The following is a 14720-nucleotide window of genomic DNA, read 5'->3' on the forward strand; positions in this document are numbered from 1 at the left end:
AAGCGCCAGTGCGGCCGGGGCCGCTTCGGCGGCCAGTACGCGGATGTTCGGGCGGGCCGCAAAGAGTTCGGAGAGCCACCGTTCGCGAAGGCGTGGGCTCACGGGGGTAAATTTTGAGTTCTGGCACAGGGCAGCCTCAAACGCCTCGTTAGTGAGCACGCAGACGAACAGGACGTCCACCTGCGCCGCCGCCTCATCGATCATCGCGAGATGACCGTTGTGCAGCGGCATGAACGTATCGGCAAAGAGTCCAGTGCGCGCCGCGGCGTATGTGGAGATGTCCGGACCAAAATCCATTTGTGCGAACCCTTCCTTATGTTTTGGTAAAGCAGGCGATAGGGCTAACCCTGCTAAATGGTTGGCTCGACTCTAGTACTTTTTGTGTGGCGGCTCTACTTTCTCCGTGGAGGCTCTACTTCTTCTGTGGCCGCTCCCCTTTTCTGTGGCGGCTCTGCGTTCGGAATGTATCCTTACCTCAGCACACAGGAGATTTCACTAAGGAGTGCTTGATGAGCGCACAAACAGGCTCCCTGCCTGCCTTCGGAGAACCCGCGAAGCAGGCAGCCTCCACCAGCATTGAGCTGACGGGCATCGAAATAGTTGGCGAGGCCGAACGCACCGCCAAGCCGCGCAACCTCTTCCTACCGTGGTTCGCCTCCAACATCTCCGTTTTCGGGATGGCGTACGGTGCGTGGGTTCTCGGATTCGGCATCTCGTTCTGGCAGGCCACCGTGGTTGCCATTGTGGGCGCGATTCTCTCCTTCGCGATCTGCGGCGTGATCGCGCTGGGAGGCAAACGTGGCTCCGTGCCCACCATGGTCATGTCGCGTTCAGCATTCGGGGTTCAAGGCGCCAAAATCCCCGGGGTGGTCTCATGGCTGACCTCGATTGGGTGGGAAACTTCGCTGGCCATCACCGCCGTTCTTGCCACCGCCACCGTTTTCGAGCGGCTTGGTTGGGTGGGAAGTGACCACACCGCGATCTCTATCGTGGCGGCAATCGTGGTGGCGGTGCTCATCATCTTGGGGGCTGTGGCCGGCTACCACATCATCATGAAGATGCAGGCCGTGCTCACCTGGCTCACCGGCTTCACCACCATCATCTACGTGATTCTGGTTGTGCCCAGCATCGATTGGGATGTGTTGTTGGCGATTCCAAACGGGACCGTGCCGGCCATGATCGGCGGGATGACCATGGTGATGACGGGGATGGGGCTCGGGTGGGTCAACATCGCCGCCGATTGGTCACGCTATCAGGCGCGCGAGGCCAAGGGCGGAGCGATTGTCTTCTGGAATACCGTTGGTGGTTCGCTCGGGCCCGTTGTGCTCATTACATTCGGTCTCATGCTTGCCGGATCCTCCGCGGATCTGTCCTCAGCGATCGGGGACGATCCCGTTGGTGCGCTCGCATCCCTGCTGCCCACGTGGTTCCTCATCCCGTTCCTGTTGACCGCGATTCTCTCCCTGCTTTCCGGGGCCATCAATGGAATCTATTCCTCCGGCCTCACTCTCCTGACGCTAGGAATTCACATTCCGCGGCCCGTTGCCTCACTCATTGACGGCGTAATCCTCACGTTGGGGACGATCTACGTGGTGTTCTTCTCCCCCACCTTCATCGGACCATTCCAATCCTTCCTCGTGACCTTAGGTGTTCCGCTGGCCTCGTGGGCCGGCATCATGATGGCAGATATCGCCCTTCGCAAGAAGAGCTATGACGAATTCGCACTTTTCAACTCTTCTGGACGCTACGGTTCCTTCAACTGGATCTCGCTCGGCCTCATGGCCGTGAGCTGCGCGATCGGGTGGGGGTTGGTTGTCAACGGCTACTCCGACGCCGCGTGGAACGATTGGCAGGGCTATTTGCTTGGGCTGATCGGCGGCAGAGACGGCGTGTGGGCCGCCGGAAACATCGGCGTGATCGTTGCGATGGCGCTGAGCTTCGTCGGCTACTACGGCTTCTGCGCCGGGCGGGTGCGGGGGCAGGAAGCCGGGCAGGCTGCGGCCCCGGATCGGGAAGCTGGCGCTGATCAGGGCATCGGGGCCTAGAACGGCGGGGCCGAACTTAACATTCGACCCCACCGGTTCTTCTGGTTTCTCAATCGCACTACACCACCAAGTTGAGGAGTAGGACGGAGACCAAGCCTACAACGGACAGCGTGGTTTCCATGAGCGACCATGTTTTGAAGGTCTGTCCTACGGTCATGCCGAAGTATTCCTTGACCATCCAGAAACCGGCGTCATTAACATGGCTCAAGAACACCGATCCAGAGCCGATCGCCAGCACCATCAACGCTGTTTCTGGCGCTGAAAGTCCAGCTGCGATTGGCGCCATAATACCGGAAGCGGTAATGGTAGCCACCGTTGCAGAACCCGTTGCCAAACGAATGAGCACGGCCACGAGCCAGCCGGCGAATAGTGGGGGAAGTGCAGCGTCGGACATGATTTGGGCAATTTGATCCGCAATCCCAGAATCCACAAGCGTCTGCTTGAAACCGCCACCTGCACCAACAATAAGAAGCACTCCGGCGATCGGGCCAAAGGACGAACCGACAAGGGAATTGACTTCGTCGCGAGTTTTCGACAGCAGGAAGCCGAACAGGAACATGGCAACAACCGTCGTGATGGTCAAAGCGATGAGTGGCGTTCCGATGAAGACCAGTACTGTTCCGAAACCGGAGCCTTCTTGCCCCATCATTTCCACAACGGTACGGGCAAGCATGAGGAGAACTGGGAGCAGAACAACAAAGATCGATGTACCGAAGCTGGGCCGCTTTCCCTCTCCCTCACTGTTTTCTTGTACTGCATAGCGATCTGGCGCAGGGATCGGCACCCATCGGGCCATGACCTTGCCAAGTAGTGGACCAGAGATGATCACACAGGGTACGGCAACGATAAGTCCAAACCCGAGAGTCATCCCAAGATTCGCATTGAGCGAATCGATGGCAATAAGTGGCCCGGGGTGGGGCGGAACCAGACCGTGAAGTGCAGAAAGTCCAGCCAGTGCCGGGATACCCAGTAGGACGGCTGGAAGTTTCGCCCTCCGTGCCGCGAACATGACGACCGGGATGAGAATGACGATTCCCACTTCGAAAAAGAGGGGAATTCCTACAATAAACGCGATGAGCGCCATCGCCCACGGAAGCCTCTTGGCCGGAGTTTTGGCCATGATCGTATCCACGATCTGGTCCGCGCCGCCGGAGGCGATCAGCAAGGTTCCGATGATCGAACCGAGCGTGATGAGCAGGCCAACCCCAGCAAGGGTCTCGCCAAGTCCCGCAGTGAAGCTCGTGAAGACGTGAGTGTATGGAACTCCAGCGGCCACGGCCATAACGGCAGCGCCGGCCATGAGAGACAAGAACGGATGGATTTTGAGCCACACGATGAGCACCACAATGGTGGCAATGCCAGCAAGCGCAGCCAGAATGAGTTGAGTTGTCATGATTATCGGCTTTCTAGGAACTGGCTAGATTCGATAGTCCGAGCTGCTCCAGTGCAGTTTCGGCGATCGTTTTGACGTTTGGAGTGATGTCGACGACGACGCCATCTTCATCAGCCTCCAAAGCCTCAAGAGTTGAGAGTTGTGACGGCAAGAGCGACGGCGGCATGAAATGCCCCTGCCTACCTTGGAGCCGCTCACTCAGCAGCTCTTCGGTACCGTGCAGGTGCACAAAGACCGTCCGCCCTGGGGCCTGTCGTAATCGGTCACGGTACACCTTGCGCAACGCGGAACACGTCACGATCGTGTTATGCCCCAAATTGTCCTGTTCGGCGGTCCATTGAGTAATGATGTCTAGCCAAGGCCAACGATCCTCATCGGTCAACGGTTGTCCCGCGTGCATTTTGTCCACATTTGCCTGAGGATGGAATTCGTCCCCCTCGGCCATCTGCCAGTCGAGCCGGTGTGAGATTTCCTTTCCAACCTCTGACTTTCCACAGCCTGCCACACCCATGACAACGAGATGTGTTTGTACCATATTGTCCTCCTTGACAAGATCAAGTGTGACCTTGAGACGATCTTAAACATGATTAACACTCTTTTACAATGTATTAGTGCTCCTAATCATCTGAATTGAGTGATTTGTTGTCGGTTTTGGTACCCTTTTAGGACAAAAGTCCAGCGGCGTCAGTGAAAGAAGCAAAGAAGGAGAACGAGTTGCAATCAGACTCAGGCAAGGAGTTGCTCCATCTACACATTTCGCAGTCGTTGGGCGTGGCTATTATCGAAGGGGCGTGGCCTCAAGGTAGCTCACGTACGTTGGAAGCCATACAAGATGGCTTTGACGTTTCACGAACTGTGGCTCGCGAGGCTTCGCGGCTCTTGGAATCCCTCGGTCTGGTGCAAGCACGCCGCCGGGTGGGCCTCACCGCCCAACCGATGAGCTCGTGGAACGTTCTGGATCCACAACTCATTAATTGGCGTCTACACTCAACAGATCGCGAGAATCAGATTTACTCGCTGACCCAACTTCGCCTAGCGGTTGAACCCGCGGCTGCCGAAGGCGCCGCGAGGCTCGCCTCCGTCCACACTCGGGCCCAGCTCCTCCCAATAGCCTCCGAAATGAGGCGTACCGGTGAGGCTGGACAGCTAGACGAATTCATGGAGCTGGACATTGCGTTCCATAGTCTGTTGCTCCGCGGATCAGGAAACGAGCTCTTCGCGGCCATGGCGGACCTTGTAGCCGTGGTCCTTCAATGGCGCACTGAATTTGACCTCATGCCTGCTCAGCCCAAACCCGAGGCACTCGATCTCCATGAGGAGGTTGCTGACGCGGTATTCCGAGGAGAGGCTCAGCGCGCTCGTGATTCTATGGAAAAGATACTTGAAGAGGTGCGTGAAACCTTTGATGATGCGGCACAAACCCGCGCAGGTCTCACGCGCTGGGCCCGATCAGAGCGTTAGTCCCGGTGTTCGCGCACACGAGCACCGTGATCAAGCAGTCCAGCCTCTGCTGCTACACCACAGCTCTATCCGGTTCGGCGGACGTCCGTAAGCCTTGATCAGATCTTGGCGAACTCTTCTGCGGTTGCATAGGAACTCTGCGTACCCAGCTTGGTCACCGAATCGGCGGCGTATGTGCTGGCCATCGCGAGCGCCTGCTCGACATTTCCGGAGTCCACAAGGTAGTGGCTGAAGCAGCCAATGAACGCATCTCCCGCACCAGTTGAGTCCTTGGCATCTACCTTGACTGCCGGTATCTCGCGTACGAATTCGGCGTTTACCCACACTGCTCCGCGAGACCCAATGGTGACAATGACGTCCTTAACACCCTTATCCACCAACACCTGAGCGGCTTCTTTGATCTGCTCGATCGTCTCTACCGGCTTTCCCGTCAGGATGGCCAGTTCGGTTTCGTTCGGCATGAAGTACGTGCAGCTCGTGACTTTCTCAATGTCTAGATCTGGGTGCGCAGGAGCCGGGTTCAAAAGCACGGGAATGTCATGCGCGTTGCCGAACTCGATTGCAGCATAAACAGTCTCCAGCGGCACCTCCAACTGGAGAACGATGAGCTTGCAAGCGGCGATCTCATCGGCAGCCGCATCAATATCGGCCGGTGAAAGCTTCTCGTTCGCACCTAGAACGATAATGATCGAGTTGTTGGATTCCTTATCAACGAAAATGGGTGCCACACCGGACGTGGATTCTGTTTCTAGAACGAACCGAGTATCAATACCGTTCTGAGCGAAGTTGTCGATCGTGTTCTTCGCGAAGATATCGTTTCCTACTCTAGTAAGCATGAAAACCTCAGAGCCAAGGCGCGAAGCCGCCACAGCCTGATTGGCACCCTTGCCGCCGCACCCCATCTGAAAGTCCGGGGCGGCTAGAGTTTCTCCCTGCTCTGGCATGCGCTCCACATAGGAGATCAGATCCACCATGTTCGAGCCGATAACTGCAATGTCCATCTGGATTCCTTTCGGTTCAGCGAGAGCCTGCACCTTGGAGGCATTCCCACACAATAACGGGTGTACGCAACCACACCGCGTGCCGCGTTTGGGACCGCGTGCCGCAGCTAGAGGCGTGGACCACCATCTTATCGGGTGATCCACGCCCCACTAATTGTTTTCGGGAGGCGCTTAAAGAAACCTGTATAGAAGCTCCTTATGGAGAGGAACTCCCGCTGGTATTACTCGCTGGAGTTACGCTGACCCACGTCGTATTCAACCCCGAGATGAAGCACCCGAGGATTACGTGCCTGATTACTCGCGCGCTCCGATGTGCCGTGACGTTTTCGCCGCAATTGGTTCGAGCGCCCGATAGATCTCTAGATAGCGATGGAAGTAGAAATCGTATTCTTCATAGGCACCCGGCCGAGGCTCGATTGTCCGCCCGATTGACATCATGTTTCCTGCCGCATCTTGGATGCTCTCATATATTCCAGCTCCCACGGCAGCTAGGATCGCGCAGCCAACCAGCGGCCCCTCCGTGTTCTCAGGTAGGGACATTGGCACGCCTGTCACGTCCGCATGCATCTGCATCCAAAACTCTGACTTCGTTGGCCCGCCGGACACCATCACCGTCGTGGGGTCGAGGCCCTTTTCACGCATCGTGTCAAAGATAGTTCGGGTACCAAAGCACACGCTTTCGAGCACGGCGCGATACAGGTGGTTTTCAGTATGAGCGAGCGTGAGCCCGGTGAAGGCACCACGCGAATATGCGTTGGAAAAGGGGGAACGATTCCCTTGGAAGTGATCAAGTGCGATCACACCATCCGATCCAATCGGAATCTCCTTAGCTCGCTCATCCAGAATTTGATAGATGTCGGCTCCGGTTTCCGCAGCATCCGTATGCGCCTGCAATGTGAAGCCTTTGGCGAACCAGTTGTTCACAGAACCAGAGGAAATCTGGCCAGCCTCCACGGTGTATTGTCCCGGAACAATCGCATCGAAGTAGGCTCCCCATAGGCCCTTAGAGTAGATAGCTTGGTCAGTCTGTCCCAGCATCACGTGTGAAGACCCAGTAATAAGCGCTAATGATCCGGGCACAACAACGCCAAGACCAATGGCGCCTACGTGTGCGTCAATTCCGCCCATCGCTACGGGAATACCAGCTGGAAGTCCCAGCTCGTTTGCTGCGGCACTGCTGAGTTCACCCACTCGTTCGCCCATGTTGAGCACACGCGAAGGAATTCTCCCAAGAGCATCAGGAATGCCAGCATGTGTATAGAGATTGGTTGGCCACCCTGACCAGTTCGAATCGTAAAAGTACTTACACGTTGCCGTGCAAATGGACATCGTCCATTCACCCGTCAACCTAAAGTTCATCCAATCCACGCAGTCAGCAAAGACTTCGGCTTTGGAGTATGTTTCAGGTTCGTGGCGGCTCAACCACATCAGTTTAGGTATACCCCATTCGGCAGAAACCGTTTCCTGCCCTGCATACTTCAGTGCCGGATCACCTGTGTTCGTTAAATCCTCGGCCTCCTGTGCGGCGCGGACGTCCATCCATAGGAGGGCGGGACGCAGTGGTGCGCCATCCCTGTTGCAAGCGACCAACGTCGAGGCCGTCCCATCCACGCACATACCGGCGATTCTCGAGGCATCGATACCGTCGAGAGCTTTGGGGAGCGCGGCCTTGAGGCCCTCCCACCAATCGTCTGGGTTCTGTTCAGCCCACGCCGGGCGTGGCCGTGCCGTATCGACTGGTACGGACGCTGTTGCTTCCAGCTGACCGTGGGGATCGAGGAGTGCAACGCGTACCCCGCCCGTGCCCACATCAACTGCTAAAAGTAGTTGTTCTACCATGGTTTATCCTCACTTCGTTGTGGAGTTCTCTCAACGGGTATTTTCATGGTTCTCCGGCGGAGTCCGTTTACACCACCGTCCTTTCTCTCGAATCGCCGCTCTCACCGGTATTCGGGCAGATTTCCTGCTCCCACCAGTATTCGGGCGAGTCTCTATTTCGGATCTGTCTCCCTCAAGACTTCGCGCGCTGTGGATTGGCTGGTGATGAGGATGCTCGGGTAGCCGCCCAGAAGCGCCGCGCGCGTGATCGCACTCTTTTGCAAACCAACGGCCACCGCAATTGAGGTATCAACCTTCTTCAGGTCATCAATGGATAGCCCGATCGTGCGCGCCTCCCAATCGGGATCCACGATCTGCCCCACTCCATTAATGAAGTGGCCGAGAATATCGCCAACCCCACCTTTGGCGCGAAGCTGAGTGGCATCGCCGCGAGTCAAACATCCGGCCTCCACCAGCACGGAATCGGTTCGCAGCGCACCGAGGGAGTAGAGAGCCACGCTGGCCTTCTTGCCGTGTTCGAGTACGTTGGCCACAGCGGGATCTTGGCTCAACGCCGTGGCCAACTCCGGCGATCCCACGATGGCTGGGCACGGAAGTACCAACGCTTGGCCACGTGCGCGCTTGGCAACACTCACCACAGTCTGCGCCGCGGACGGCACCTTGCCTAGCGTGGCGATTCCTCCGTTGAGCTGGACAACGGTGGGATGATCCGCCCATCCCTCGCCCAGACAGGAGGCTACCCGAGCCATGGTATTACCCCAAGAGATTCCCACTACTTCGGGGTTCGGGCGAATCTGCACCATGACTTGAGCGGCGTGGGCGCACACTTCCCCAATAGTTTGAGACAAGGTTGCGCGATCGCGCACCACTACGGCCTCCTCCAGCGAGTAACGCTGAAGGAGTTCTGCTTCCAGATCGCCATCACGCGAGTAGGGATCGTGCACGCGAACCTGCACGAAGCCTTCGTTACGTCCAACTTCCAGCAGGCGGCTCACCTTCCATCGGGAGAACCCGAGTTCTTCCGCTATCTGCTGGTGGTTCCGCCCCTGAACGTAAAAGAGCTCGCAGACCTTGAGGACTGCGTCCCTGCGCTGGGTATCGTCCGGTTTCATGCCACTTCCTCTTGCATGCGCCCGGCCCACCGCTTCTGGGCGCAGCGTGCCACCGCACCGTCACTCGGCGAGGTACGGAACGACGGCATCGGGAGCCCCGCTAGGCCGCGCATCCCGCCATCCCTAGGACACCTGAGTTTTCTCTGGCATGAAGATGACTTTGGAGGAGTGAATGGTCCGCTCCTTCATGTTCTTGATTGTCTCGGCCACCGCATCCAAGCCCAGCTCATGAGTAATCATGAACTCCCACTTCAAATCACCGGACGCCAACTTATCCACCGTCGTCGTCCACTCCGTACCAGGGAACGGCGCAGAAAACGAATTCCACGACCCAAGAATCGCCGTCTCCAACCGCATCATCCGCGCCCAACTCGCATCCGAAATCGTAATATCCGCATTCGGAATACCAATCAACACAAGCTGACCATGACGAGCAGTCATCGCCACCGCCTCATCCGGAACAGCGCGAGCACCCGAGGTATCAACAACCACATCGAAGCCGTCACCCACCACAGCCGCCAACTCTTCGGCGCCCACCGGCGCCGCTGTAGCACCCGCCTCCAACGCCAAAGCCACCTTCTGCGCCGAGACATCAATGGACACAACCTCACTAGCCCCCATGAGCTTGGCCCACTGGATCGCAAACAACCCAATCGGCCCGCCACCACCAGTCACCGCCACACGAGAACCCACCGTCAGCTTCGTCTTGAGGATCGCATGAAGAGCGATCGCGGCCGGATCCACCATCGCAGCAGCCCGCAAATCAAGACCCTCAGGCACCTTCAACAACAAATCCGCAGGACCAGCAACATAATCCGCATACGCACCATCACGCCGCGAACCGTAATAATCATAATCCTCACACAACGAGTAATGCCCCTGCTCACACGGACCACACCTAAAGCACGGCAACATCGGCGGCACCGTCACATGATCACCGGGCTCCACGCTCTCGACGCCCTCACCAACAGCCTCAACCACACCAGAAAACTCGTGCCCGCAGATCAGCGGCAAGGAGTGGGGGCCCTTCTTGTACATCCGATCAAGGTCCGAACCACACACACCACACGCAGCCACCTTGATCAACGCCTCACCCGGCCCCGCCTTAGGCTTTTCCACCTGCTCCAACCGAATATCTCCAACCCCGTACATCATGACGGCGTTCATCTGTGCCATTGGTTTACCTCCCTGTATCCCGTTTTTCTCGACTGTTCCACACTAGATCGGTGAGCCGGTTGGCATGTGTTTCCAGAGAGAATTGCACATATGTGGCAATGGAGCGCATCGTCATCCATGAATTGAGGGCACAAGACCTACACCGCAACAAATCCGGGGCGCCGAGTGTGGAGTGGCGAGCGAGGGAGCGAACACACACGAGCAGCGGGCGTGACCGGCGGCAACGGGTCTGGCCGGCGGCGCCAGCAGCAGACGCGCCATGTGAGCCGCCTTCCACTTGACGGAACCTCGCCCCGCACCTGCCCACACTGTGGCAACTTCGGATTATGAAGCTTGTGTTGGCAGACGATGTGGCCCTCCTACGTGACGGCCTCGCGGCGCTCCTCCAGGGCGCGGGCCATACGATTGTGGGCACGGCGGCCGATGCAGATGAGCTGCGCTCCCTTGTCCGCTCTCTCATGGCCACACCCGATCAGCCGGACGCGCTGATCACCGATATCCGCATGCCGCCGGATAACACGAATGACGGGCTGGTTGCTGCGGTAGAGCTCCGCTCCGAGTTCCCCGGCCTGCCCGTGGTGGTGCTTTCTGCCTACGTTGCCGGCCCGTACGTTGACCAGCTCATGGCGGATTCGGATGGCGGAACGGGCTACCTGCTCAAGGAGCGCGTGGGCCGGATCGAAGATTTTCTCCACACCCTCGAGGTTGTTGTTGCCGGCGGGGTGGTTGTGGATCCCGAAGTTGTCAGCCATCTCATGGGTGGCTCCAGCCGCGCACTCAGCCGCCTCACTGACCGCGAGCGCGCCGTCCTTTCCCTTATGGCCGAGGGACTTTCCAACTCGCAGATCGGCGAGAAACTGGTGCTCTCGCGAACTGCGGTGTCCAAGCACGTGGCCAACATTTTCATGAAGCTGGACCTACCGCCCGGCGAGGATAACCGGCGCGTGAGAGCCGTCCTCACCTGGCTTCGCGCGGAAAAGCCGTAGCGAGGTTTAGCTCCAGTCCGGCTCGGTTGGTGCACATATGTGCACTTGTGTTCCCTCTCCGGCCGTGGATTCCACGCGGAGCCCACCGCCCACCACTTCGAGGCGTTCGGAGATTCCGGCCAGCCCGTGCCCGGTTTCGGCTGGCGTTGCCCCACCGGTTCCTTGATCGCCGACGACGGCGGATACCTCCGCATCCCCTAACTCCAGTTCGAGGGTGGCTTGGTTGGTTCCCGAATGCTTAGCCACGTTGGTCAGTGTTTCTGACAGAGCGAAATACACCGCTGTAGCAACCGGAAGCGCTGGTTCACTCCCACCTGTAACGCGCACATGAACGTCAAGGCCCGAACGTGCGCAAAGATCCTCAACAGCCGCCTTGAGGCCCAGATCGGTGAGGACTGCCGGATGAATCCCGTGCACCACCTCCCGAAGCTGACGCAGCGAGGATTCGGCTTGGCTCTGTGCCTCTTCGATGAGTGGCAGGAGCCGGGCACGGGCCTCCGGATCGTCAGACCCGGCCGCTACTCGTGCCGCACCCAGCTTCATGGTGAGAGCCACGAGCTCTTGTTGCGTGCCGTCGTGCAAATCGCGTTCAATGCGTGTGCGTTCTGCTTCAAAGGCATCCACCAAGGTGATCCTGCCCTTGCGCAGCCCTGTGACTTGGCCACGAAGTTCGGCGGCGTTGGCCTCATCGGGCGTGGTGGCCAGCGATTCAATGATCCGGACCCGGATCTTTCCCAGTAGCCAGAGAAGCCAGAACAGAAGAACAACAACGGCTATGCCGATGAGGATCAGCCACCATGTCTTACTGACAGGCCCGTCCACGATCCAATCCCCGATCTGGATGACAGGACGATCTGGGCCGGAAATGAATGGCGCCACCATGAAAGTGGCCGCCAGAACCAACCCCACGAAGGCAAGGAAGAACGAGGCCGTGGACACCAACAAGGTGGACAGCGTGACAGGCAGATCCCGTTTCCAGAAGTCCGCCGTTGCTACCCGCCCACTGAGCCACTTGCCCATTTTCGAGCCGTGCCGTTCCGATGGCGTTTCGGCCCCGACGATCCGGCCAATCCATCGCTCTACTTCGGCAAGTGCAGGCACCGTGATGTGGACGAGGAAAACAGTGAGCACTACGGCGATGATCTCAAATATCCAGACCACAGCATGCGCAAGCTCGTTGATGATGAGAGCTGCGGGATGGGGGGTGCGCTTTTCGCCATCGTGATCCATAAATCCGACCATACGGTCTCAGGCGGCCATTCCCAAGAAACACGGGTACCCGGTGGTGGTGGATCTACGTCCACCCCAGTTCGGTACAACGGGCCAGTGCTCTGGGATGCATTCGCGGGCAGGGTGGAGACATGTTCAAGAAAAACTCGCATGACGGCAGCCACGGGCAAGCCGCGGACAACACGAAGAAGGCGCACGTCGAATCGAAGAGACGGCATCGCTCCTCGGGACGCCGATACTCTGCAGGCGGCACGAGTACAGCGGGCCACGGTGGGGCCGCGCGTCAGGGCGACATCACATCCGAAGGTGGCGTGGCGGTGGCGGAACTTACGCGCACCTTCAAGATCCCCGGGCGAAGGGAAAAGGTAGAGGCACTGGCGGGAGTGAACCTCGAGCTGAGGCCCGGTTCCTTCACATCAATCGTGGGAGCCTCCGGCTCCGGCAAGTCCACGCTGATGCTCTGCGTGGCGGGGCTGGACCAGCCCACATCGGGCACCGTCAACATGCTCGGCGTGGAAACAAGCGGACTGGGGCGGCGCGAACGCGCCACATTCCGAGCAGAGAACGTGGGCTTCATTTTTCAGGACGGGAACCTCGTCAGCTCGCTGAGCGCACGCGACAACATTGCCCTTCCCGGTCAGCTGCGGCACAAGCCGCTTGCCCGCAGTGCCGTCAACGAAGCGCTCGAACGCGTGGGGCTGAGCGGTCAGGCACGGCGTATGCCTTCCGCCCTGTCCGGAGGCGAGCGCCAGCGCGTGGCCGTTGCTCGCGTTCTGGCCTCCAAGCCCGCCGTGATTTTCGCCGATGAGCCAACCGCGGCACTCGATGTGGGGGCCGGGGAACAGGTGTTGGGATGGCTACGCGAGGCCGCCAATGGCGGCAGTTCAGTTCTCATGGTGACTCACGATGCTCAGGCCGCCGCACGGGCGGACCGCGTGCTTGTCATGAACGCGGGGCGCATCGCCCGCGAGTTGCCCGGCGGGGACCCACAGAAGATCTCCGATGCCGTGTTGAGCGGACGCGTCAAGAAGGTTGATTCAAGCTCGGATGGACGGGAGAACTCCCGCCCAGTATTCACTCGCGTTCAGGACGGTGAGGCCCGATGATTCACTTTTTGTTTGCTGATCTGCGCGCCAATGCGCGCGTGTGGCTGTGGACATTCGTGGTTGCGCTCGTGTGCGGAACGGCGGTGTCCTCCCAATTCGCGCTGATGCGCGGCGGCGTGAGTGCAGCGGAAGCCACCGGCGATCCGGACATGAAGGAGACCGCCATTACCGTTGCCGTCTTCGTCATCGTCTTCGTTGCCATCAGCGCCCTAGCAGTCCTGACGTCCACAATCCGGTTGGCCATGGAGCTACGCCGCCGCGACATCGGGCTCTGGCGGGCGTTAGGAATGGCGCCACGGCGCGTTGGAACGATTCTGTTGGGCGAGCTAGCAATCGTTGGTGGGGCCGGAGGGATCGTGGGATGCGTTCTCGCCATCCCGGCGGCCAAAGTGCTCCAACCCATGCTGGTCAGCGAAAATGTGGCGATGCCCGGCATGCAGCCCGAACTGAGCGTGAATGACGGGGCATGGTGCGCGGTGATCGTGGCCGCTACCTGTTTTGTGAGCGGTTGGGCCGCTATACGTTCGAGCCTCAGGGCTCCCGAGGCCGGATTGCTGCGCGGAGAGGAGGTCCGGCCCTTGCGCCGCGCCATCGTTGGAATGCTCTTCCGCGCGCTGTTAGTGATCGGTGCCGCAGCCGGGCTGATTGCCACTCTGGCGGTCGATTCTTCGCAGGTGGATGACATCTTCTCTGTGGTGACAGGTTCTGGTTTTGCTGTCCTAGCGCTGGTCATTCTGTTGACGCCGTGGGTATCCCCACTGATTGAACGCCTGCTGGGCGCCCTGCCGATACGTTCGGTGAGCTGGCATGTAGCAACCCGCACGTGCGCTGCTGAATCCGGACGATCCAGCGCCACCGTTCTGCCCTTCACAATTGCGATCGGGCTGACGGGGCTGTTCTTTGGCTGGAAGGCGTTGGGAGCCTCCGGAGTAACGCCCGCAGGAATGTTCTCGCTGTTCGGACCAGCACTGATCGTGGCGTGGGTTGGCGGCGTGGCCGTCATTGCCATGAGCGCTGGTAGGAGGCGCCGTGACGGTGCCCTACTCATTGCGGCAGGTGCACGCGAGGAACATCTCTTCACTATCGACCTATCCGAAGGCATCGTCCACACCCTAGCGGCCACTCTGGCCGGGTTGACCATCACTCTAGGCTCGTTGCTTGCTGGTACATACATCTTCGGAGCGGAGGCTGGCCCCGTGTTGGCGGATGGGCCTTGGCTTCAGGTTGGTGTTATCGCTGCCGCTACGCTTGCCACCGCCTGCATCGCCGTGGCGGCCACGCGTGCATTTGCTCCAGCATCGGCAACCCTGAGCGCGCTGCGGACTGCTGAGTGATAGGGTCCGCAGCCTCACCTCCACCTATGACTCGTGC

Annotated in this window: 13 protein-coding genes; 5 read left to right on the forward strand and 8 right to left on the reverse strand. The window is 59.1% G+C overall.

From position 1 onward, the window contains the following. On the reverse strand, positions 1 to 297 hold a 297-nt coding region (locus tag ACTHV6_RS05295), incomplete at its 3' end, for an adenylyltransferase/cytidyltransferase family protein (RefSeq protein ID WP_441386239.1). A 212-nt stretch (positions 298 to 509) separates the two neighbouring features. On the opposite strand from ACTHV6_RS05295, the gene ACTHV6_RS05300 reads away from it, so the two are divergent. Further along, on the forward strand, positions 510 to 2045 hold the full coding sequence (locus ACTHV6_RS05300) for a purine-cytosine permease family protein (RefSeq protein ID WP_441386240.1): 1536 nt from the start codon (positions 510 to 512) through the stop codon (positions 2043 to 2045). Positions 2046 to 2103: 58 nt separating this feature from the next. Here the strand turns inward: ACTHV6_RS05300 and ACTHV6_RS05305 are convergent, their stop codons facing one another. Both ACTHV6_RS05305 and ACTHV6_RS05310 read right to left on the reverse strand, forming a co-directional pair. Further along, the gene (locus ACTHV6_RS05305; protein ID WP_441386241.1) at positions 2104 to 3438 is read right to left on the reverse strand and encodes a GntP family permease; all 1335 of its coding nucleotides are present in this window, start codon (positions 3436 to 3438) and stop codon (positions 2104 to 2106) included. A 13-nt stretch (positions 3439 to 3451) separates the two neighbouring features. Next, the gene (locus ACTHV6_RS05310) at positions 3452 to 3973 is read right to left on the reverse strand and encodes a gluconokinase (RefSeq protein WP_441386242.1); all 522 of its coding nucleotides are present in this window, start codon (positions 3971 to 3973) and stop codon (positions 3452 to 3454) included. A gap of 179 nt (positions 3974 to 4152) precedes the next feature. Between ACTHV6_RS05310 and ACTHV6_RS05315 the strand changes: the two genes are divergently transcribed. Then, entirely contained in the window at positions 4153 to 4899 is a 747-nt protein-coding gene (locus ACTHV6_RS05315) for a FadR/GntR family transcriptional regulator (RefSeq protein WP_441386243.1), read from the forward strand. Between the two features lie 98 nt (positions 4900 to 4997). On the opposite strand, the gene rbsK is transcribed toward ACTHV6_RS05315, so the two are convergent. From rbsK to ACTHV6_RS05335, 4 genes are all read right to left on the reverse strand, one after another. Further along, positions 4998 to 5900: a ribokinase gene (rbsK, locus tag ACTHV6_RS05320; protein WP_441386244.1), complete on the reverse strand. Its 903-nt coding sequence runs from the start codon at positions 5898 to 5900 to the stop codon at positions 4998 to 5000. 294 nt (positions 5901 to 6194) lie between these two features. Continuing rightward, positions 6195 to 7739, reverse strand: coding sequence for an FGGY-family carbohydrate kinase (locus ACTHV6_RS05325; protein WP_441386245.1), 1545 nt, complete (start codon positions 7737 to 7739; stop codon positions 6195 to 6197). A gap of 152 nt (positions 7740 to 7891) precedes the next feature. Beyond that, complete coding sequence (locus tag ACTHV6_RS05330) at positions 7892 to 8851, reverse strand: sugar-binding transcriptional regulator (protein ID WP_441386246.1); 960 nt, start codon at positions 8849 to 8851, stop codon at positions 7892 to 7894. A 123-nt stretch (positions 8852 to 8974) separates the two neighbouring features. Then, a complete protein-coding gene (locus ACTHV6_RS05335) occupies positions 8975 to 10027 on the reverse strand; it encodes a galactitol-1-phosphate 5-dehydrogenase (protein ID WP_441386247.1) in 1053 nt (350 codons plus the stop codon). A gap of 326 nt (positions 10028 to 10353) precedes the next feature. Here ACTHV6_RS05335 and ACTHV6_RS05340 point away from each other — a divergent pair, with 326 nt between their 5' ends. Continuing rightward, positions 10354 to 11013: a response regulator transcription factor gene (locus ACTHV6_RS05340; protein WP_441386248.1), complete on the forward strand. Its 660-nt coding sequence runs from the start codon at positions 10354 to 10356 to the stop codon at positions 11011 to 11013. 6 nt (positions 11014 to 11019) lie between these two features. Here the strand turns inward: ACTHV6_RS05340 and ACTHV6_RS05345 are convergent, their stop codons facing one another. Continuing rightward, positions 11020 to 12243: a sensor histidine kinase gene (locus ACTHV6_RS05345; RefSeq protein WP_441386249.1), complete on the reverse strand. Its 1224-nt coding sequence runs from the start codon at positions 12241 to 12243 to the stop codon at positions 11020 to 11022. 131 nt (positions 12244 to 12374) lie between these two features. On the opposite strand from ACTHV6_RS05345, the gene ACTHV6_RS05350 reads away from it, so the two are divergent. Next, entirely contained in the window at positions 12375 to 13349 is a 975-nt protein-coding gene (locus ACTHV6_RS05350) for an ABC transporter ATP-binding protein (protein WP_441386250.1), read from the forward strand. After that, a complete protein-coding gene (locus ACTHV6_RS05355; protein ID WP_441386251.1) occupies positions 13346 to 14683 on the forward strand; it encodes an FtsX-like permease family protein in 1338 nt (445 codons plus the stop codon). The genes ACTHV6_RS05350 and ACTHV6_RS05355 overlap by 4 nt, the downstream gene beginning before the upstream one ends. Positions 14684 to 14720: the final 37 nt, after the last annotated feature.

The sequence above is a fragment of the Ancrocorticia sp. genome, from assembly GCF_052089425.1.
Classification (GTDB): domain Bacteria; phylum Actinomycetota; class Actinomycetes; order Actinomycetales; family Actinomycetaceae; genus Ancrocorticia.